This window comes from Brevundimonas bacteroides DSM 4726 (assembly GCF_000701445.1).
In the GTDB taxonomy this organism is placed as follows: Bacteria; Pseudomonadota; Alphaproteobacteria; order Caulobacterales; family Caulobacteraceae; genus Brevundimonas; species Brevundimonas bacteroides.
This window is the reverse complement of sequence record NZ_JNIX01000008.1, coordinates 243,466-263,735: the sequence shown is the minus strand read 5'-3', so window position 1 is coordinate 263,735 and position 20,270 is coordinate 243,466. Positions and strand designations below refer to the sequence as shown.

At 69.3% G+C, this 20,270-nt stretch carries 20 protein-coding genes and 1 other RNA gene; 10 read left to right on the top strand and 11 right to left on the bottom strand.

From position 1 onward, the window contains the following. Positions 1 to 189 precede the first annotated feature (189 nt). Positions 190 to 1,410 carry a cation:proton antiporter domain-containing protein gene (locus Q333_RS0106165; RefSeq protein WP_051651154.1) on the top strand — a complete coding sequence of 407 codons (1,221 nt, stop codon included), beginning with the start codon at positions 190 to 192 and terminating at the stop codon, positions 1,408 to 1,410. Between the two features lie 74 nt (positions 1,411 to 1,484). Beyond that, the gene (locus Q333_RS0106160) at positions 1,485 to 2,792 is read left to right on the top strand and encodes a S41 family peptidase (RefSeq protein ID WP_051651153.1); all 1,308 of its coding nucleotides are present in this window, start codon (positions 1,485 to 1,487) and stop codon (positions 2,790 to 2,792) included. Here the strand turns inward: Q333_RS0106160 and purT are convergent. The 4 genes from purT to tkt form a co-directional block, all read right to left on the bottom strand. After that, positions 2,789 to 3,997: a formate-dependent phosphoribosylglycinamide formyltransferase gene (gene purT / locus Q333_RS0106155; protein WP_029415870.1), complete on the bottom strand. Its 1,209-nt coding sequence runs from the start codon at positions 3,995 to 3,997 to the stop codon at positions 2,789 to 2,791. The genes Q333_RS0106160 and purT overlap by 4 nt on opposite strands. A 50-nt stretch (positions 3,998 to 4,047) precedes the next feature. Continuing rightward, entirely contained in the window at positions 4,048 to 4,857 is an 810-nt protein-coding gene (locus Q333_RS0106150; RefSeq protein WP_029415869.1) for a hypothetical protein, read from the bottom strand. Positions 4,858 to 4,937: 80 nt separating this feature from the next. Continuing rightward, on the bottom strand, positions 4,938 to 5,768 hold the full coding sequence (locus Q333_RS0106145) for an alpha/beta hydrolase (protein WP_029415868.1): 831 nt from the start codon (positions 5,766 to 5,768) through the stop codon (positions 4,938 to 4,940). A gap of 2 nt (positions 5,769 to 5,770) precedes the next feature. Next, the gene (tkt, locus tag Q333_RS0106140) at positions 5,771 to 7,765 is read right to left on the bottom strand and encodes a transketolase (protein ID WP_035293860.1); all 1,995 of its coding nucleotides are present in this window, start codon (positions 7,763 to 7,765) and stop codon (positions 5,771 to 5,773) included. Between the two features lie 96 nt (positions 7,766 to 7,861). Between tkt and Q333_RS0106135 the strand changes: the two genes are divergently transcribed. From Q333_RS0106135 to Q333_RS0106120, 5 genes are all read left to right on the top strand, one after another. Continuing rightward, complete coding sequence (locus Q333_RS0106135; RefSeq protein WP_029415866.1) at positions 7,862 to 8,128, top strand: hypothetical protein; 267 nt, start codon at positions 7,862 to 7,864, stop codon at positions 8,126 to 8,128. After that, complete coding sequence (locus Q333_RS0106130) at positions 8,128 to 8,442, top strand: cell division protein ZapA (RefSeq protein WP_029415865.1); 315 nt, start codon at positions 8,128 to 8,130, stop codon at positions 8,440 to 8,442. Before Q333_RS0106135 ends, Q333_RS0106130 begins: the two co-directional genes overlap by 1 nt. Before the next feature lie 47 nt (positions 8,443 to 8,489). Next, positions 8,490 to 8,652, top strand: a non-coding RNA gene (ssrS, locus tag Q333_RS18065) — 6S RNA. Between the two features lie 64 nt (positions 8,653 to 8,716). Further along, positions 8,717 to 9,283, top strand: a complete 567-nt coding sequence (locus Q333_RS16375) for a 5-formyltetrahydrofolate cyclo-ligase (RefSeq protein ID WP_035293858.1) — start codon at positions 8,717 to 8,719, stop codon at positions 9,281 to 9,283. Further along, the gene (locus Q333_RS0106120; protein ID WP_029415863.1) at positions 9,280 to 10,104 is read left to right on the top strand and encodes a TIGR00282 family metallophosphoesterase; all 825 of its coding nucleotides are present in this window, start codon (positions 9,280 to 9,282) and stop codon (positions 10,102 to 10,104) included. The genes Q333_RS16375 and Q333_RS0106120 overlap by 4 nt, the downstream gene beginning before the upstream one ends. Here the strand turns inward: Q333_RS0106120 and Q333_RS0106115 are convergent. After that, positions 10,101 to 11,666, bottom strand: coding sequence for an alkaline phosphatase D family protein (locus tag Q333_RS0106115; protein ID WP_029415862.1), 1,566 nt, complete (start codon positions 11,664 to 11,666; stop codon positions 10,101 to 10,103). The two genes, Q333_RS0106120 and Q333_RS0106115, sit on opposite strands and share 4 nt — an antisense overlap. A gap of 145 nt (positions 11,667 to 11,811) precedes the next feature. Here Q333_RS0106115 and Q333_RS0106110 point away from each other — a divergent pair, with 145 nt between their 5' ends. From Q333_RS0106110 to Q333_RS0106100, 3 genes are all read left to right on the top strand, one after another. Then, positions 11,812 to 12,252, top strand: a complete 441-nt coding sequence (locus tag Q333_RS0106110; protein ID WP_029415861.1) for a hypothetical protein — start codon at positions 11,812 to 11,814, stop codon at positions 12,250 to 12,252. A 167-nt stretch (positions 12,253 to 12,419) separates the two neighbouring features. Further along, positions 12,420 to 12,851, top strand: coding sequence for a hypothetical protein (locus tag Q333_RS0106105; RefSeq protein ID WP_029415860.1), 432 nt, complete (start codon positions 12,420 to 12,422; stop codon positions 12,849 to 12,851). Between the two features lie 34 nt (positions 12,852 to 12,885). Next, complete coding sequence (locus Q333_RS0106100; protein ID WP_029415859.1) at positions 12,886 to 13,338, top strand: hypothetical protein; 453 nt, start codon at positions 12,886 to 12,888, stop codon at positions 13,336 to 13,338. A gap of 33 nt (positions 13,339 to 13,371) precedes the next feature. On the opposite strand, the gene Q333_RS0106095 is transcribed toward Q333_RS0106100, so the two are convergent. From Q333_RS0106095 to Q333_RS0106070, 6 genes are read right to left on the bottom strand one after another with little or no spacing between them, the layout of a single operon-like run. Then, a complete protein-coding gene (locus tag Q333_RS0106095) occupies positions 13,372 to 13,803 on the bottom strand; it encodes a DUF305 domain-containing protein (RefSeq protein ID WP_035293855.1) in 432 nt (143 codons plus the stop codon). Further along, a complete protein-coding gene (gene purL / locus Q333_RS0106090) occupies positions 13,788 to 15,986 on the bottom strand; it encodes a phosphoribosylformylglycinamidine synthase subunit PurL (RefSeq protein ID WP_029415857.1) in 2,199 nt (732 codons plus the stop codon). The genes Q333_RS0106095 and purL overlap by 16 nt, the downstream gene beginning before the upstream one ends. A 32-nt stretch (positions 15,987 to 16,018) precedes the next feature. After that, a complete protein-coding gene (locus tag Q333_RS0106085; RefSeq protein WP_029415856.1) occupies positions 16,019 to 17,389 on the bottom strand; it encodes an efflux transporter outer membrane subunit in 1,371 nt (456 codons plus the stop codon). After that, positions 17,386 to 18,372: an efflux RND transporter periplasmic adaptor subunit gene (locus Q333_RS0106080; RefSeq protein WP_035293852.1), complete on the bottom strand. Its 987-nt coding sequence runs from the start codon at positions 18,370 to 18,372 to the stop codon at positions 17,386 to 17,388. Before Q333_RS0106080 ends, Q333_RS0106085 begins: the two co-directional genes overlap by 4 nt. After that, entirely contained in the window at positions 18,362 to 19,075 is a 714-nt protein-coding gene (locus Q333_RS0106075) for an ABC transporter ATP-binding protein (RefSeq protein WP_051651152.1), read from the bottom strand. Before Q333_RS0106075 ends, Q333_RS0106080 begins: the two co-directional genes overlap by 11 nt. A gap of 5 nt (positions 19,076 to 19,080) precedes the next feature. Continuing rightward, a complete protein-coding gene (locus Q333_RS0106070; protein ID WP_029415853.1) occupies positions 19,081 to 20,226 on the bottom strand; it encodes an ABC transporter permease in 1,146 nt (381 codons plus the stop codon). Positions 20,227 to 20,270 lie beyond the last annotated feature (44 nt).

Below are 20,270 nucleotides of genomic sequence, written 5' to 3'. Positions count from 1 at the left end.
TGCCGGACCCGCCGCAGGAAAGGATCATCCGGGCCAACGAATCCCGTCGTCCGGATGCGTCGTTTATATAGGATTTCCGCAGCGAAAAGCGAGGATTCACCGCGCTTTCCAGGGTTGTTCGGGTCGGTTTTCGCCCCATATCTTGTGGGTCCCAAGGAGGGTCGCCCCACAATCTGAACCGGAGCCTGGATGCAGAGCTACAGCCTGATCTCGACCCTCGTGGCCGCCTTCGTGCTGGCGTTCGCGTTCGGCATGATCGCCAATCGGCTGAAGCTTTCGCCGCTGGTCGGCTATCTGCTCGCGGGCGTGGCAGTGGGGCCCTACACCATCGGCTTCGTCGCCGACGCGGAACTGGCGCCCCAGCTGGCCGAGATCGGGGTGATCCTGCTGATGTTCGGGGTCGGGCTGCACTTCTCACCCACCGACCTGATGAAGGTCCGCAGGGTCGCCGTGCCGGGCGCCCTGGTCCAGATCGCGGCCGCGACCCTGATGGGCTGGATCCTGGGCCGGTTCGGGCTCGGCATGGGCGATGTCGAGGCCCTGCTCATGGGCTTCGCCCTGTCGGTCGCCTCCACCGTCGTCCTGATGAAGTCGCTGGAGGAGCGCAACCAGGGCAAGGGCGAGGTCGGCAAGATCGCCGTCGGCTGGCTGATCGTCGAGGATCTGGTGATCGTGATCGCCCTGGTCATGCTGCCCATGCTTTTGCTGACCGACGGGGCGGCGGTCGATCTGTCGACGCTGGGGCTGAACGTCGGCTGGACCCTGCTGAAGGTCGCCGCCTTCGTGGCCGCCATGCTCTTCATCGGCGGGCGGGTCCTGCCGTGGGTGCTGGTGCGGATCGCCCATACGCGGTCGAGGGAGCTTTTCACCCTGGGCGTTCTGGCCATCGCGCTCGGCATCGCCTGGGTGGCCTATGCCCTGTTCCACTCCTTCGCGCTCGGGGCTTTCCTCGCCGGGCTGGTGCTGAACGGCACGCCGTTGGGTCACAATGCGGCCGAGCGGTCGCTGCCGCTCAGGGACGCCTTCGCGGTGCTGTTCTTCGTCTCGGTCGGCATGCTGTTTGACCCGTCGATCGTGGTGCGCGAACCCCTGGCGGTCCTGGGCGTGGTCGCCATCGTCCTGGTCGGCAAGACGCTCGCGGCGCTCGCCATCACCACGGCCTTCAGGCTGGATCGCGCCACCAGCCTGATGGTGGCCGCCAGCCTCGCCCAGATCGGGGAATTCTCATTCATCCTCGCGGCGCTGGGCCTCTCGCTCGGCGCGCTCAGCCAGGGGACGCACGACCTGATCCTGGCCGCGGCCCTGCTGTCGATCTCGCTCAACCCCTTCGTCTTCCGCTTCATGGACAAGATCGGCGGCGGCAAGGGCGAGGCTAGAGCGCCGGGCGCGGCCAATCCGGCCACGGCCTAGCGGGACGCGGCGTGACATCTGTGCATCTGTTTCGTGACTTGAGTGATGGGTTCGCCGCGTTCTAGGCTACAGCCATGCGCCTCCCCGTCGGCCGCCTCCTGAACAGCACCGTGGTCGTCAGCGCGGCGGCGATCCTGCTGGCGCTGTCGCCGACGTCGGTTTGGGCCAGCGGATCGGAAGCGACCGCGCCCGCCGCCGACCAGGCCGCACCGGACCGGGAACGCGCCCGGATGAACGCCCGGGTTTTCGACGCCGTCTGGGACACGGTTCGGCGGCGCTACTACGATCCCGACCTGCACGGCGTGGACTGGCGCAGCGCGCGCGACACCTATCGGCCCCAGGCGTTGGCAGCCGTGGATGACCGGGCGCTCTATCGCGCACTCGGCCAGATGCTCGATCTGCTCGACGACGATCACGCCGGAGCGATCTCGCCGGCCCAGGCGCGGCGGCAGGATCAGGCGAGGTCGCGCCGGGCCGTGATGGGCGTCATGCTGGCGCGGGTGGACGCCGACGCCTGGCGGATCGACGCGGTTCGCGCGGGCTCGCCGGCCGAAGAGGCCGGGATCGAAGTCGGCTGGGTGCTCCAAAGCGTCGATGGCCAGTCTTGGGGCGTCGATTTCGACGTCGAGGCGGGGCGGCCGACGTTGCTGACCTTCCTGGACGACGCGGGACAGACGCGGACGGTCACCCTGGTTCCGCGCGAGATGGACCCCTTGCCGCCCTTCACGGTCGACACCTCACGGCCCGGCGCCGTGGTGCTGCGGGTGGACGGCTTCGAGGCGGGGCTTGGCCGCTGGCTGGGCGAACAGCTTGCCGTCGTGCCCGCGGAAACCGATGTGATCATCGACCTGCGCGGCAATCCGGGCGGACTTTTGCTCGAGGCCGACGCGGCGCTGTCCTGCTTTTTGCCGGCCCGTCAGCCCTGGGCGACGCGCGTCGCGCGCAATGGACGGCCGGTGACACTGACGATCATGCCGGGCTGCGGCGATCTTGAGGAACCGGCCCCGCACGATGTGGCCGTGCTGGTCGACAGCGCCAGCCGCAGCGCCGCCGAACTGACCCCCGCCGCCTTGCAGGAGGCCGGCCGCGCCCTGGTAGTGGGCGAGCACACGGCGGGATCGGTGCTGATCTCGCAGGATACGGTGTTGCCGGATGGGGGGCGTTTGACGCTCAGCCGGGCCGACTACATCACCTCGGGCGGGGTGCGGCTGGAGAAGCGTGGGGTCGCGCCGGACGTTCTGGTTTCGCGTACGATCCAGGATCGTCGCGCGGGCCGCGACCCTGTCCTGGAAGCGGCGCTCGAGGCGTTGAACCGCCAGGAACTGGCGCGGGCGTCAGGCGCGGGCGGTGGCCCGACCGTGACAGTGGCGCAGGGGCTCTAGCGACAGACCGGGGTGGGACGCACCCGGCCGGCGGCCTCGCGCGCCCGTTCGCGGGCTTCTTCCCCGGACGCGCCGCGCGCCGTGGCCACGCCCATGCGACGGCGTTCGAACGCCTCGGGCTTGCCGAACAGGCGCAGGTCGGCGGTCGGCACCGCCAAGGCCTCGGCGACGCCCTCGAAGGCGATGCCGACGGCGTCCATGGCCCCATAGATCACCGCGCTGGCGCCGATCTCGCGCTGGCTGACATCGACGGGCAGGCCAAGGATGGCGCGGGCGTGAAGCGCGAACTCGCTCATCGTCTGGGTGGCCAGCGTCACCAGCCCCGTGTCGTGCGGCCGGGGCGAGACCTCGGAGAACCAGACCTGGTCCCCCTTCACGAACAGTTCGACGCCAAAGACGCCCAGGCCACCCAGAGCGCCGGTCACCTTCGCCGCGATGTCCTGGGCCGAGGCGAGGGCGGTGGGGCTCATGGCCTGGGGCTGCCAGCTTTCGACGTAGTCGCCCTTCACCTGGCGATGGCCGATGGGGGCGCAGAAGTCGGTGACGACCTGGCCTTCACGGACCGATCGGACGGTCAGGAGGGTGACCTCGAAATCGAAGTCGATGCGGCCCTCGACGATGACGCGCGTCGTCTCCACGCGCCCGGCAGACTGGGCGTAGTGCCAGGCGTTGGTGGCGTCCTCAAGGGCATCGATCATCGACTGACCCTTGCCCGAGGACGACATGACCGGTTTCACGAACACTGGCAGACCGATCCGATGCGCGGCTTCGGCCAACTCGGCGGCCGACCCTGCGAAGGCGTAGGGGCTGGTCGGTAGGTCCAGTTCCTCAGCCGCCAGACGACGGATGCCCTCACGGTTCATGGTCAGCTGGGTCGCGCGGGCGGTCGGGATGACCGTGGTCCCGGCGGCCTCGACCTCGGCGAGGACCTCGGTGGCGATGGCCTCGATCTCGGGCACGATCAGATGGGGCCGCTCGGCGGCGATGGTGGCGCGGAGCGCGGCGGCGTCGGTCATGGCGATGACGTGCGCCCGGTGCGCGACCTGCATGGCGGGCGCGTCGGCGTAGCGGTCGACGACGATGGTCTCCACGCCAAGCCGCTGAAGCTCGATCACGACCTCCTTGCCGAGCTCTCCGCCTCCGAGCAGCATGACGCGGACAGCGGTGGGCGACAGGGGCGTGCCGAGGCGGATGGCGTGGCTCATGCCCGCGACCTACAGCCCCGCGCCTTGGTATGCATCAGAAAAGGCGCGTCTCAGCCCTTGGGACCGAAATTCTCGGCGGCCGTGGCGGCGAGCACTGCATCGATCATTGCCGGACTGACCCCGAACTGGCTCATCTCGGCTTCGTTCATGGTGGCGGTCTCGGCGCAGTACTGGGCCACGTGCGGGAAGTCGACCATGACCGCGATACCGCCCGTCTGTGCGTCGAGCCAAAGCTTGTAGTAGCGCTCTGCCAATGTCCCGTTGGTGAACAGGTCGCGGCATTCGCCCAACCACTCGGCGTCGGTCGAGGCCATCATCTTTCGCCCGTACCATTCCGCCAGCGGGGCAGACTGCAGGCCCGGCTCGTAGGTGGCGGGAAAACCGTCATCTTCCGGGCGGGTCGCCGACAGCCCGGGGGCAGCGGTGACCCAGTCGACACGACGGCCGGTCGACAGATCCCAGGTCACGGCGGCATAGGTGACGCTTGGGTGGGCGGCCCCCTCGCAGGACCAGTCGTCGGCGACGGCAAGGGTCAGGAACCCTGGACCCGTCATTGGCATGCTGGCGAACCGGGTGAAGGTCCCGGGACCGTCGCATCCGGCGGTGTCGGCGTTGATCCGGTCTATGTCGGCGTTGATGGCGACGATGGCCGGCGTATCCCCGACGACGCGCGGCAAGGCCTGAACGCCCTCGCGAATGTCGGGGCGGGCCTCGAAGGTGACGGCGCCTGCCGACGCGGGAGCGGCCTGAGAGGCGGCCTCGCCGTCGGCCTTGGCCTCACCCCCCGTTTGGGAACAGGCGGCCAGCATCAGGGCAGCGGCCGCTCCGGCCATCACGACGCGCACGCTCAGTTTGGTCATCTCGATTTCCCCCGATGAAGCGGACACCGTGCCCCGCCGGTCGTCATTTCGCCAGAGGCGAAACCCGACGGCGTCCGCGATCAGGGCTCGGGAGGGTAGGGAAACAGGGCCCGAAAGGCGTCCAGCGCCGCGCCGTGATAGATGGTGGCGTGGCTCTCGTCCGGGCGGGGATCGTAGGTCCAGGTCAGGCCGGCGGGCGCGGATGACCGCAGCGCTGCGACCAGCACGTCCATCGCGGCCTGCATCTCTGCGCCCTCGTCGGCGATGCTGAGCATGAGGGCGCGCGGACCGGGGGGATGGGCGGCCAGCAGGCTCTCGGCTTGATCGGCGAGGTCCCCGTCATCCCACCACAGGCTGGGGCTGATCGCGACATAGGCGTCGAACAGGGCGGGGGTCTTAAGCGCCGTCTCGACCACGAACAGGCCCGCGAGCGACTCGCCCATCAGCACCGAGGTGTCGTCGGTGGCGAAGGTCGTCTCGACGAAGGGGACCACCTCTTCGGCCAGGAAGCGGCGGAAGCGGGCGGAGTCCCCCTGGGTCGGATACTGCGCGATGAGGTCCGGATTGGACGAGCGCAGGGCCAGCTCGTTCCTGCGATCCATCGAGGCCACGCCGACGACGATCACGTCGCGGGTCGAGCCGTTGACGGTGCCCAGTTGGGCCAGGCCGCTGATGTGGTGGAAGTCCTGGGCCTGGCCGCCGTCCAGTACGTAAAGCACCGGATAGCGACGCCCGTCCTCGCCGTGGCCGGGCGGCAGCCAGACGTTGATCTCGCGCGGCCGCCCCATGATCATCGACGGCAAGGCGTAGGACTGCCCGATGACGATGGGCGTCGGCTCTGGCGTCTGGGCCGAGACCGGTACGGCCGCGAGCAGGACGGCGACAGCGGAGACCAGCGCCGTGAAGCGCATCCTCAGAGCCGCGTCTTCACCGCCGCGACCACGGCGTCCGCCGTGATCCCGAACTCGCGGTAGAGGACCTCGGCGGGGGCCGAGGCGCCGAAGCCGGTCATGCCGACGAAGCCGCCGTCCTCGCCGATGAAGCGTTCCCAGCCCTGCTGGATCGCGGCCTCGACGGCGACGCGGACCGTGCCGCGACCCAGGACCGAGGCCCGATAGGCGGCGTCCTGCCGCTCGAACAGCTCGAAGCAGGGGACGGAAACGACGCGGGTCGGAGTGCCTTGGGCCTCCAGCGTTTCGGCCGCCTTGAGCGCGATCGGCACTTCGGTGCCGGTGGCGAAGAGGGTGGCCTTGGCCTCTCCCGACGCTGCCTTTAGCTCGTAGGCGCCGCGCGCCGACAGGTTCTGGTCGGACGGCTCGGTGCGGACCGCCACTGTCTTCTGGCGCGACAGGGCGAGCGCGGACGGGGTGGTCTTGGCTTCCAGCGCCAGCTGCCAGCATTCGAAGGCCTCGACCGTGTCGGCGGGGCGGAAGACCATCAGGTTCGGGATGGCGCGCAGCGCCGCCAGATGCTCGACCGGCTGGTGCGTCGGCCCGTCTTCGCCCAGGCCGATCGAGTCGTGCGTCAGGACGTGAATGACGCGGATGCCCATCAGAGCCGCCAGCCGGATCGACGGGCGGCTGTAGTCCGAGAACACCATGAAGGTGCCGCCATAGGGGATGACCCCGCCGTGCAGCGCCATGCCGTTCATGGCCGCCGCCATGCCGTGCTCGCGGATGCCCCAGTTGACGTAGCGACCCTCATAGGTCGGGGCGTCGAAGATCGGCGTGCCCTTGACGAAGGTGTTGTTGGAGCCGGTCAGGTCGGCCGAGCCGCCGATCAGCTCCGGCACGGCGCCGAACACGGCTTCCAGCGCGGCGCCCGACGCCTGGCGCGTGGCCTGGGCGGGCTTGTCGACCAGCAGCTGGGCGATGCCGGCGTTCAGACCGTCGAAGGCGCGTTCCGGCAGGTCGCCGGCCATGGCGCGGGTGAAGTCCTTGGCTTGCGGCGAGGAGGCCAGCCTGGCCTCCCAGACCTTACGGACCTTGGCGCCGCGCTTGCCGACCTTGCGCCAGGCCTTCTCGACGGCTTCCGGCAGTTCGAAGGGATCGTGGGTCCAGGACAGGCCCAGACGGGTGGCGGCGACTTCCGCCGCGCCGAGCGCCGCGCCGTGGGTCTTGTGGCTGCCTTCCATGGTGGCGGCGCCGCGACCGATCTTGGTCTTGCAGGCGATCAGGGTCGGCTTGTCCTGACGGGTCGCCCATTGCAGGGCGGCCTTGATGGCCTTGGGGTCATGGCCGTCGATGGCCTTGACCGCCCAGCCGGCGGCCTTGAAGCGGCCCTTCTGGTCGGTGGCGTCGGACAGCGACACCGCGCCGTCGATGGTGATGGCGTTGTCGTCCCACAGCACCGTCAGCTTGTTCAGCTTGTAGCGGCCAGCCAGTGCGATGGCCTCCTGGCTGACGCCCTCCATCAGGCAGCCGTCGCCGGCGATGACCCAGGTGCGGTGATCCACCAGATCCTCGCCGAAGCGGGCCGCCAGATGCCGCTCGGCCATGGCGAAGCCGACGGCGTTGGCCAGACCTTGGCCCAGCGGACCCGTCGTGGTCTCCACTCCCGGCATGTGGCCGTACTCGGGATGGCCGGCGGTCTTCGACCCCCACTGGCGGAAGTTCGACAGCTGTTCCTTCGTCGCGGCCTTGTAGCCGGTCAGATGCAGGAGCGCGTAGATCAGCATCGAGCCGTGGCCGGCCGACAGGATGAAGCGGTCGCGATCGGCCCATTCCGGGCGGCTCGCGTCGAACTTCAGGAACCTGGAAAACAGCACGGTCGCGACATCGGCCATGCCCATCGGCATGCCGGGATGACCGCTGTCGGCCTTCTCGACCCCGTCCATCGCGAGCACCCGGACGGCGTCCGCCATCTGCTTGAGGGAGGCCTTTTCAGGGGCGGACTTGGACTCGGCCACGGGCGGAACTTTCGTCGGGAGGCGGAAAAAGGGAGGCGGCGCCGCTTTACCGCGCGGCCGTGGCGGGTTCTATACGAAATCTGGAGGAAGCGACCGATGGCCGACGCCACCACCGCCGCCCGCGACCGTCTCGACCGCGCGCTGAACACGCTGGAACGCAAGATCCATGAGCTGAAGCTGGCGCCCGTCGTGCCGGACGACGACCTGTTCGCCCTGCCGGCGCCGCCGACCGCCCGCATCGAGGACGAACGCCGCATCGCCGAGCTGGAGGCCGCAGGGCGCGAGGCGTCCGAGGCGCTCGCCCGCGCCGCCGCCGCCGTGCGCGAAGCCCTGGCCGAAGCCGACGCGGACGAGGCCGCCTGATGGCCACAGTCACCGTCGAGATCAACGGTCGCCCCTACGCCGTGGGATGCGCCGATGGGCAGGAGGAGCGGGTCCGTATCCTGGCCAAGCAGTTCGACGCGAACGTGCGCCAGGTCGCCGCCGAGGTCGGTCAGGTCGGCGATCTCAGGCTGTTCCTGATGGGGGCCCTGCTGCTGGCCGACGAGCTGCACGAGGCGCGGCTGTCGGCGGGATCGGCTCCGGTGATCCACAATGCGGCGTCGTCCGACTCCGGGGTGGCGGAGGCCCTGAACGCTGTCGCCGCCCGCATCGAGAAGATCGCCCAGGGACTGTAGGCGGCTCTGGAAACACGGGGCGGGACCGCCTATCTTCGCTTTCGGCGGGTCAGCTGTGGCTCACGTCGAAGGCAACATATCCTCGCGGCCTTAATTCACTCGAAGGGATCTGTCCCTGTCTGGCCCCGTGGGGCCGGGTACACGGAGCCCACCTGGTTACCCAGGCTCGAGAGGATTTAAACCGTCCTTCACGGCTCTCATGGCGCCGCCACCCTCTTCGAAAGTGCGCTACCGCTCGCCGCGCGGCGGCTCGCTGCTTGAGCGCGGATGGCGGATGATCCCTTCCGATAAAGTCGCCCTGCGCGCGGAGATGCGACGGATCAGGCGATCTCTCGCCGGCAACGGGGCCGTGGCGGCGGAGGCCGTCGCGCGACTTGCTGACGACCTGCCCGAGGCGGTGGCCATCGCCATCTACCGGGCGATGGGGTCCGAGCTCGATCCGGCTCCGCTGGCCGGCGCCCTCGCTTCACTGGGGCGAACGCTTTGCCTGCCCGTGGTGATCGACCGCTCGGCGCCGATGATCTTTCGGCGCTGGACCCCGGGCGAACCTTTGGAAGTCGACGCCGCGGGATGCCCTGCGCCCCTCCCGCTGGCCGAGGTCTTGAAGCCCGACCTGATCCTCACCCCGCTTCTAGCCTTCGACGATTTCGGGGGACGACTGGGGCAAGGCGGGGGGCATTACGATCGGACGTTCGCGGCTATGCCTCAGGCCCTCCGCATCGGCTTGGCCTATGCCGGTCAGCGGGTCGAGCGCCTGCCTGTCGAGCCCCATGACATTGCGCTGCATGGCGTTCTGACCGAGGTCGGCTATACCCCCGCCCGAAAGGCGGCCCCCGCATGAGACTGGCGTTCTTCGGAGATGTGATCGGCAAGTCGGGTCGCGACGGGCTGAGCGATCACCTGCCCGGCCTGAAGCGCGACCTGAAGCTGGATTTCGTGGTGGTCAACGCCGAGAATGCGGCGGGCGGGTTCGGCATCACCGAGAACACGGCGCGCGAGCTGTTCATGGCCGGCGCCGACTGCCTGACGCTGGGCAACCATTCCTGGGATCAGCGCGAGGCTCTGACCTATATCGTGCGCGAACCGCGCCTGATCCGGCCCGTGAACTATCCGCGCCTGATGGACGCGCCGGGCGCAGGCGCCAACCTGTTCGAGACCCATGGCGGGCGGACTGTCCTGGTCATGAACGTGCTGGGCCGCGTCCATATGGATCCGATGGACGACCCGTTCAGCGCGGTCGATCGTGAGCTCAACGCCGCGCCGCTGGGGGCTGTGGCCGACGCCGTGATCGTCGACATGCATGCCGAGGCGACATCTGAGAAGATGGCCATGGGGCACTTCTGCGACGGCAGGGCCAGTCTGGTGATCGGCACCCATACCCATGTCCCGACTGCCGACGCCCAGATCCTGCCCGGAGGCACGGCCTATCAGACCGACGCGGGCGGCTGCTGCGACTACGACAGCGTCATCGGCAACGAGAAGGAGGAGCCGCTTCGGCGGTTCACCACGCGGATTTCACAGGGCCGCTATTCGCCCGCATCGGGACCGGCGACGATCTGCGGCGTCTATGTCGAGACGGACGACCGCACGGGTCTGGCCACCCGTATCGAGCCCATCCGGGTCGGCGGTCGCCTGAGCCAGAGCGTGCCGGTCGCGGCCTAGGCGGTCTGCAGCCTCGCGCTGCCCCGCTCGACCACCATCGTCTGCCGCGTCGAAAGCACGCCGTTCCGGTTCTGGACCTGGTCCAGCACCTTGAACTCGGTCTGCCAGCGATCAGGCGTCACGTCGCACAGCACATATCCGCGCTGGCTGTTCCTGAACTTCAGCTGGGGGTTGGCGGACAGGAACTCGGCCTGGTCGGCGCGCTGGTCCTGGCCGTCACCGCCCGAGCTGATGGAGGTGGAAACGAACTCGGTCGCTATCGGCTCGCCCTCCGGATTGCGGCCGTCGAGGTAGAGTTCGCCCGCATAGTTCTGATGCTCGTCTCCTGTCAGGACGACGGTGTTGGCGATGCGGCGGTCGCGGATGTGGCGCAGCAGGCGCTCGCGCGGGACGCGGTAGCCGGCCCAGCTGTCGGTGTTGACGCCGTAGTCCTCGCCCGGGTTCCGATCCAGGTCCATGACCATGATCTGCTGGGCCAGGGCCTTCCAGGTCGCCTCTGACCGGTTCAGGTTGTTCAGCAGCCAGGCCTCCTGCGCCTCGCCGAGGACCTGGGCGTTGCGGTCGTTGATGCCGTCGCAGGAACTGTTGAAGCGGTCGTTGCAGGGCTGGTCGGTTCGGAACTGGCGCGTGTCGAGCAGGTTCAGGTCCAGCAGGTCGCCGTAGACCGCTCGGCGGTACAGCTGCATCGCCGATCCGCGCGGGAAGGACGAGCGGCGCAGGGGCATATGCTCGTAATAGGCCTGCATGGCCGCCGCCTGGCGCAGCGCGAAGACGGCCGGATCGGTGCCGTCCTGGTCCATGTCGGTGACCCAGTTGTTGTCGATCTCGTGGTCGTCCCAGACGGTGAACCAGGCCGCCGAGGCGTGGCTGGCCTGCAGGTCCGTGTCCATCTTGTACTGGGCGTAGCGCTGCCGATAGTCGGTGACCGTGTAGACCTCGCCGCCGATGTGGGTGCGCAGATTCTCCTGTGGATTGGTCGAGCCGTAGATGCGGTTGCCGCGACCCTCGTAGATGTAGTCGCCGTAGCAGTAGATGAAATCGAGGTCCTCGGCCGCGATCTTGCGGTGGGCCGTGTAGTAGCCGCTCTCATAGGCCTGACAGCCGAGGATGCCGAACTTGACCCGGTCAAGAGCGGCGCCCGCGACGGGCATGGTCTTGGCGCGGCCAACGCCAGAACGTTCACGTCCGGCGATAAAGCGATAGAAGTAGGGGCGTCCGGGCTCCAGACCTCCCACCTCGACATGGACGGCGTGGCCGAGCTCCGGCCGGGCGACGACTTCGCCCGAGCGGATGACCGTGCCGAAACCCGCGTCGGTCGCGACTTCCCAGTTCACGGCCATCGGCTGGGACGGCATGCCGTGGTCGGGCTCCAGTGGCCGGGGGGCCAGCCGGGTCCAGATCACAAAGCCGTCGGGCAGGGGGTCGCCGGCGGCGACGCCCAGCTGGAAGGGATTGTCCTCGAACACCGCCTGGGCCAGTGCTTCGCGGCTGGACACACTGCCCAGCATCGAGCCGAGGCCAAGACCCACCACCAAGGATCGGCGCGACAGGATCGGGGACATGGATGCTCCTCTGGACTGTTCGCCCTCGCTTAGCGGGCGCATGTGACAGTTCCTCTTCGCCAGTCAGGAACTGTGGGCTTGAATAACAAAACTTGCCCGGCGCACTGTGAACCGCGCAGCGGGGGCTGCGTTTTGGAGAAGACCCATGAAATCCGTGTTCCTGATCGTCGGGGCGACCGCCCTGGCCCTGTGCGCGTCTTCCGTATCCGCCCAGCAGACGGTGTCCTTGTCTGCGGGGTTCGTGCCCGATCCCGTGACTTTTGAAGTCGTCTCCGGCGGCAGCAACGATGCCTCGGACCTCGGTGGTTCCTGCGTGGGCGCGATCGCCAGCAGCCCCGACGTGGTCGTGAACTACCGTTCAAACGGGGGCCCGCTGTCGTTCGGTGTCTATTCCGACGGCGACACCACCTTGGTCATCAACGGACCCGACGGGCGCTACTACTGCAATGACGATGCCCAAGGCCTGAACCCCGGATTTGGCTGGGATTCGGCCCCGAGCGGACGGTATGACATCTGGGTCGGGGCGATCGGCCGACCGGTGTCGTCCACACTGGTCGTCACCGAAGGCAGTGTGTTTGGCGACTGATCAGGCCGTTGCCGAGGTCAGAGAGAGGGGGGCGTCGCTTGACGTCCCCTTTTTCATTCCGCTTAGCCACTCCCACGCGTCGTCAGAAACAAGAGGGTTGTAAGGCCACGCTTGGCCGGTCCAAGGTGTTCTCACGCAGCGGGGGCTGCGCTTTGGAGAAGAAAGCAATGAAATCTCTGTTTCTTACGGCGGGCGCTGTGGCGCTGGCTCTGTGCGCTTCCTCGGCGTCGGCCCAAGAGGTCATCAACCTGTCGGCTGGCTTCCTGCCGGACCCGATCGAGACCTCGGTGGTGTCGGGTGGTGGCAACGACGCTTCCGACATCGGCGGGTCGTGCGTCGGCATGATCGCAGACAGCCCCGACGTGGTCGTGAACTTCGATTCGAACGGCGGCACGCTGTCGTTTAGCCATGTCTCGGGCGGCGACACCAGCCTGGTGATCAACGCTCCGAACGGCCGGTACTACTGCAACGACGACGCCAACGGGCTGAACCCGGTGGTGACCTTCGGCTCGGCCCAGAGCGGCCAGTACGACGTGTGGGTCGGCGCTGTCGGCAGCCCCGCCGGCGGCACCCTGCAGATCTCCGAGAGCCCGCTCTAGGCCCTCTTCAACTCTAGAAAACAGGAGACGCCAGATGCGCGTTCTTTCCATGGTTTGCGCTCTGGCGTTGACTGCCGTGGCTTCGGCCGCGACGGCGCAGGACATGAGCGCCACGGCGACCTACGGCGAAATCAGCCGCAGCGCCGGCTTCACGCCCGATCCGATCACTGTTGATATCTACTCGGGCGGCGGGATCGACGCCTACGATGCGATCGGTGGCCAGTGCGTCGGCATGATCGCTGACGCGCCGGACTTCGAGTTCACCTATGAAGCCGGCGGCTGGCCGCTGACCTTCGGGGTCGATGGCGAGTACGACACCAGCCTGGTCATCAATGGCCCGGATGGTGAATGGTACTGTGTCGACGACTCCGAGGGGCTCAACCCCATCCTGCGTTGGGGCAACCCGCCGAGCGGCACCTACGACATCTGGGTGGGGGCTGTTGGCCAAGCGGGCAACTCGCGGCTCTACATCACCGAGAACAACTAAAGCTCGGTTCGTGCTGAAGACCGGCCGTTCGCGTCAGCGGGCGGCCGGTTTCCATGTCTGCATCTCGGCGATCTCGCGCGTCTGGGCGTCGACGACGGCCTGGGCCATGCGGCGGATCTCGGGGTCCTGCGACTGGGCCAGCGCCACTTCGGCCATGGCGACGGCGCCGCGATGGTGCTCGATCATCTTGGCGACGTAGGCCTCGTCGACCGTCGCGCCCGAAGCCTGGCCCATGCGCTGATGCATCTCCGTCTCGACCTCGGCGAAGGCCGCGTCGCCGGTCGAGGGCGTGCCTGCGTCGCCGTGGCCCGCGTGGGGGTCGGCGGCCTTTTCGGCATAGGCGGCGTTCTGGTTGGCGGTCGCGGCGTCGCGCATGGCCTGCTGGACCGGATCGCCGCCGCCCTCGCAGGCGGCCAGCGCCAGGCCCAGCGACAGCGTGGTGAGGGCGATCAGCCTTCGATCCATCGGGGCATCCATCCTTCGTGAATCTCGCGCAGATGCTTCAGCGGGATGCTGAACAGGTCCTTCGAGGCGAAGGCGTCGCCCTTGGCATGGCCGACGACCGAGGCGTGCAGCCCCGCCGCGCGCGCCGCCACGATCAGAGCCTCCGCATCCGGAACAGCGACGAGGTAGCGGGCCTGGTCCTCGCCGAACAGGAGGATGTGCGCATGGGTCGCGCTGGTGGCGTCCAGCACCACGCCGGTGTCCGAGGCCAGCGCCATGTCGGCCGCCGCCCCGATCAGGCCGCCGTCGGACAGGTCGTGGACGCAGGTCAGGCGACCGGCCTCGATCTCGGCGCGCACGAAGTCGCCGGTCTTCTTTTCCAGCGCCAGGTCGACGGGCGGCGGGGCGCCGTCCTCGCGGCCCAGCACCTCGCGCAGATAGATGGAGGCGCCGAGCTCTCCGACCGTCTCGCCGATCAGGACCAGCGTGTCGCCCTCGGCCATGGTCGAGAAGCCGGCGACCACGTCGTAGTTGGGCAGAAGGCCGACACCCCCGACGGTCGGGGTGGGCGGAATGGCGACGCCGTTGGTCTCGTTATAGAGAGACACGTTTCCGCTCACGACCGGGAAGTCGAGCGCGCGGCAGGCCTCGGCCATGCCGTCTATAGCGCGCACGATCTGGCCCATGATCTCGGGCCGCTGCGGATTGCCGAAGTTCAGGTTGTCGGTGATGGCGATGGGTCGGGCGCCCACGGCCGTCAGGTTGCGCCAGGCCTCAGCCACCGCCTGCTTGCCGCCCTCATAGGGGTCGTTCTGGACGTAGCGGGGCGTGACGTCCGAGGTCATCGCCAGGCCCTTGTCGGTGCCGTGGACCCGCACCACGCCCGCATCGGCGCCGGTGGCCGAGTCCTGCAGAGTGTCGGCCATGACGTGGCGGTCGTACTGCTCCCAGATCCAGCGCTTGGAGGCCATGTCGGGGCAGGTCAGGACCTTCAGCACCGCGTCCTCCCAGACCTCGGGCGCGGGCACCTCGGCGGGATTCAGGCGGGGGTGCAACTCAGGCTGGACCCAGGGCCGGTCGTACAGCGGTGCGTCGTCGAACAGGGGCGTGAGCGGCACGTCGCAGACGACCTCGCCGTGGTGGTTCAGCACCAGACGGCCGGTGTCGGTGGTGCGGCCGATGACGGCGGCGTCCAGGCCCCACTTCTGGAAGATGCGATAGCCGTCCTCCTCGCGACCGGGCTTGAGAACCGCCAGCATCCGCTCCTGGCTCTCGGACAGCATCATCTCATAGGCGGTCATGCCCTCTTCGCGCTGGGGCACCTTGTCCATGTCCAGCTCGATGCCGACGCCGCCCTTGCCCGCCATTTCGACGGACGACGAGGTCAGGCCCGCCGCGCCCATGTCCTGGATGGCGGCGACGGCCCCGGACGCCATCAGCTCCAGCGTCGCCTCGATCAGCAGCTTCTCGGCGAAGGGGTCGCCGACCTGGACGGTGGGGCGCTTGGCCTCGGATTCGTCGTCGAACTCGGCCGAGGACATGGTCGCGCCGTGGATGCCGTCGCGGCCGGTCTTGGAGCCGAAATAGACCACCGACATGCCCGCGCCCGGCGCGGCCGAGTAGAAGATGCTGTCAGCCCGGGCCAGGCCCACGCACATGGCGTTGACCAGAATATTGCCGTTGTAGCCCCGGTGGAAGTTGGTCTCGCCCGCGACGGTCGGCACGCCGACGCAGTTGCCGTAGCCGCCGATGCCGGACACCACGCCCTTGACCAGACGTTTGGTCTTCTCGTGCTCGACGTCGCCGAAGCGCAGGGCGTTCAGCAGGGCGACTGGGCGCGCGCCCATGGTGAACACGTCGCGCATGATACCGCCGACCCCGGTCGCCGCGCCCTGGTAGGGCTCGATGAAGGAGGGGTGGTTGTGGCTCTCCATCTTGAAGATGCAGGCGTCGCCGTCGTCGATGTCGATGACGCCGGCGTTCTCGCCCGGCCCGCAGATAACGCGCGGCCCCTTGGTCGGGAACTTCGACAGGTGGATCTTGGAGGACTTGTAGGAGCAGTGCTCGGACCACATGACCGAGAAGACGCCCAACTCCACCGGATTGGGCTCGCGGCCCAGCCGGTCCAGGATGACCTGATACTCATTGGGGGCCAGACCCCATTCGACGGCGAGTTCTGCGGGGGTCTTCTGCGGGGCGCTCATGGGGGCGGCTTCTAGCAGAACCGCCCCGGATGTCAGCCCGGCATCCCGCCGAGGCCTGCGGCCGCATTCAGCCGGGCGTAGGCAGTGAGGGCGTCTCCGCGCGCGGAGGCCTCATCGGCGCGGGCGTCGGCGGCCGCGCGCTGGGCGGTCAGCACCTCCAGGAAGGGCGAGACGCCGCCTCGGTAGCGCTGGTTGGCCAGCCGGGTCTGGTCGTCGGCGGCGGCGACGGCGTCGGCGAGGGTCGCGGCGCGGGCTTCGGCCGAGGCGAGGGCGACGAGCGCGGCCTCGACCTCGGACAGGGCGTCGACGGCGGCCTGGCGATAGGCGATCTCGGCTTGGGTCCGGCGGGCGTCGGCGGCGTCGCGGGCGCTCTCCAGCCGGCCGAAGCTGAACAGGGGCGCGGTCAGGCCGCCGGCGATCTGGCTGAGAAAGCCGGATGCGGTGAAGGGGGTCTCGGGATCCAGCTCCTGACCACCGAGCGCGGCGCTCAGCGAGAGCGTCGGCCAGAAGTCGCGCCGCGCGGCCCGGGCGTCGGCCCCGGCGGCCCACAGCTGCAGCTCGGCGGCGCGCAGATCCGGGCGGCGGGCGAGGACGGCGGCGGGGGCGGACAGGGCGTGGACGGTGGGGGTCTCCAGCGCGTCCGGAATCGGCTGGGAGAGGGCCTGGGCCAGGGCGCCGGGGTTCAGGCCGAGCAGGGCCTCCAGACCAAGACGGGCCTCCTCGGCGGCCTGACGTGCGGCGATGGGCCGGGCGCGGGCGGAGGCCAACACGGCGCGGGCCGACGCCGCATCCAGCCCGGACGTCAACCCTGCGCGCTCGCGCGTGTCAGCGAGCGACAGGGACTCTTCCAGGGCGCGGACGGCGAGGTCTCCGGCGGCGGCGCGGGCCTGGGCCTCGCGGTAGGCGGCGTAGAGCTGAACAGCGGTCGAGCGGGCGGTCAGGCGGGCGGCCTCGACTCGCGCAGCCTCGGCCTCGGCGCGCAGACGCTCGGCCTCGGCGCGCGTGCGGACGGCGCCGTTGAGATCCGGGTTCAGGCTAAAGGAGACCAAGGCCTGGAAGGTGTCCTGGTCGAGGTCGTCCACCGACTCCCGCTCGGCGCTACCCTGTCCGCCGATTTCCGGACGCAGCGCGGCGCGGGCCGAGCCGAGCCGGGCGCGGGCCTCGAACAGGCGGGCCTCGGCAATGCGCACGTCGGACGCCTCGCCCGCCTGTTCGACGATGTCGTCCAGCACCGGGTCGCCGATGGCCGTCCACCAGCGGTCGGTCGCGGGATCGGCCGAGGGCAGGGCGGCGACGTCCCAGGCGACCGGCGCGGCGACGGCGGACGACGGCGGCGTGAGGTCGGTCGCGCAGGCCGACAGCAGCACGCCCGCTGTGGTGATCAGCAGGGCCTGGCGGATCATCGCGCGGGCTCCGTCGTCGGAGCGGAGGCCTGCGTCGGCGAGGGCGCGGCCTCGACGAAGACGTCCATGCGCTGACCCAGATAGGCGGGCGCGGCGGCGGGATCGAAGCTGTAGATCGCCTCCACCACCCGGGTGTCCACACGTTCGGAGCCGCCGGACAGGGCGCGCTTTTCGACCACCTGTGGCTCGATGCGGACCAGCGTCAGGGGGATGCGGCGGTTGGCCTGGCCACGCAGGGTCCCGTAGGCCCGGCCCGAGCGGGTCAGGCGCGCGGCGTCGGCCTCGTCGAACTCGGCGCGGACGTGCAGGCGGGCGTCCTCGCCCATGGCGACCAGGGGCTGAGACGCTGCGCCGGCGGGGGCATATTCGCCGGGCCGGACATCGACGCGGAAGATGCGCCCGGCGATGGGGGCCGCGACCGTCAGACGCTCCAGATCGACGCGGCGGGCCTGGGCCTGGGCGCGGGCGGCGGCGGCGCTGGCGCGGGCCTGGGCCGCTGCGGCCTCGGCCCGGCGGACGGCGAAGCGGCGGCGTTCCAGCTCGTCGCCGGACAGGGCGCGCGGGTCGTCGACCGCCTCGAACAGCGACAGCCGCTGGCGCTCGTCGGCCAGCGCCACCTCGGCCTGCCGCGCGGCGGCTTCGGCGGAGGCCGCGTCGGCGAGCGCGGTGGCCACGGCGGCTTCCGCAGCGCGGGCGTCGAGGCGGAACAGCGGCTGGCCCTGGGTCACCCGGTCGCCGGGCTGAACCAGGACGCTGCGGACCACGCCGGGAACCTCGGCGGCGACGGCGATCAGCTCGGACTGGGGCTCGATTGTTCCGATACCGGCCACGGCCGAGGCGGACGCGGCGCTGGGCGGCGCAGCAGGTGGGTCGGCGCGGGTGCGCTCGGGCCGGATCACGGCGGCGACGGCGAAGACCAGGCATCCGCCCGCGAGCACGGGCAGGACAAGGCGCGAAATCCGTTGGCGAAGATTAGTGGGCATGGAGTCCCTCCGGGAGTGTTCCAAGGCGGCTGTCTCCGACGATCCGGCCGTCTTCCATGGCGACGATCCGGTCGGCGTAGCGGTAGATGCGGTTGTCGTGGGTCACGACCAGGACGGCGCGGCCGGGTCCGGCGGCGGCCTCCTTGAGCAGCTCCATGACCTGGCGACCGGTCTCGGCGTCCAGCGCCGCCGTCGGCTCGTCGCAGACCACCAGGTCGGGCTCGTGGACGATGGCGCGGGCGATGGCGACCCTCTGCTGCTGGCCGCCCGACAGCATGCGCGGCAGCTTGTCGGCGTGCGGCCCCATGCCGAGCGTCTCGAGCACGGCGCGGGCTTTCTCCGCCGCCTGCTTCAGCGGCATGCCGTCGGCGACCAGGGCCATGGCCGCATTCTCGGCCGCCGTCAGGGCGGGCAGGAGGTTGTACTGCTGGAAGATGAAGCCGATGCAGCGGCGACGCAGGATGACCTTTTCAGAGTCCTTCATCCGGGTGATGACGTTGCCCATCACCTCCACGTCGCCGCCGGTGGGCTTGAGCGTGCCCGACAGAATCGACAGCAGGGTGGTCTTGCCGCAGCCCGACGGGCCGACCAGCATGGTCAGCTCTCCGGACGCGATCTCCAGGTCGATGTCGAACAGGACCTGGGTCTTCAGGCCGTTGGAGCCGAAGGCCATTTCGATGTCGCGGGCGATGACGGCGCTCATGGCGATCAGCCCCGGAACACGATGGCGGGATCGACGCGGAACACCTTGGTCAGGCTGCCCAGCACCGAGATCAGGATGATGAGGAAGACGACCACGCCGGTGCCGACCAGCACCTGCCAGGGAAGATAGAAGCCTTCCAGCGCGGCTGTGCCCCGCACGAAGGTGAAGAAGGCGGCGGCCCCCCCCATGCCGAGCCCATAGCCGATCAGCCCGACCACGCCGGCCTGCAGCAGGACCATGCCGGTGATCTGGCCGTTGGTCGCGCCGATGGCCTTCAGCGCCCCGAACTGGCGCAGGTTCTCGATGACGAAGAGATAGAAGGTCTGGGCCGTCACCGCCGCCCCGACGATGAAGCCCAGCATCACCGTGATGCCGAAGTTCACCGGAATGCCCGTGCGGGTCAGATAGTACTGCACCGACCGCCAGGCGAAGCTGTCCCAGGTCAGGGCCTGATAGCCGGTCTGCGTCTCAATGCGTTCGGCCAGCGCCTCGTGATCGACCCCGTCGCGAGCGCGGACAAGGACGAAGGACATCTTGTTCCGCTGGGGCGGGGTGAAGCGGATCGCCTCGGAATAGCGGGCGTAGGCCAGCGGGAAGGTGATGAAGGACGGCGCCGTGTTGGCGATGCCGGTCACGACCACGCGGCGGTCGTTGATCTCGGCCTCAGTCCCGACCTTGGACAGGGGGTCGTCGTCCGGCCAGATCAAGGTCGCCCCCTCCTTGTCGAAGACGATGCTGTTGGGTTGGCGCAGCGCCTCCAGATCGCCCGCCAGCCAGGTGCGCGGGGCGCCGACTAGGGTCTCGTCGTCGACGCCCAGGATGTTGATCTGGTTGATCAGGCCGTCCCGGGTGCGGAAGATGGCGTTGCCCTTGAACAGCGGCGCGGCCCATTCGACCCCTTCCACCGATCGCACCCGGCCCAGCGCGGCATCCGGCAGAGGCTCGACCTCGTCGACGTAGCGGACCCGGGGGTCCATGACCCAGATGTCGGCCTCGCGGACATCCAGCACCTGGTTGGCGGTGCGGGTCATCAGGCCGATGAAGATCGAGACCTGCTGGCTCATCAACAGGGTGGCGAAGGCCACCCCGAACACCAGCGCCAGGTACTTGGCGCTGTCGCCCAGCAGCATTTTGAGCGCGACAGATCTCATCCTCGGAATCCTGTGATCCGTGGTCGGGGTTGCGCCGGGACTGG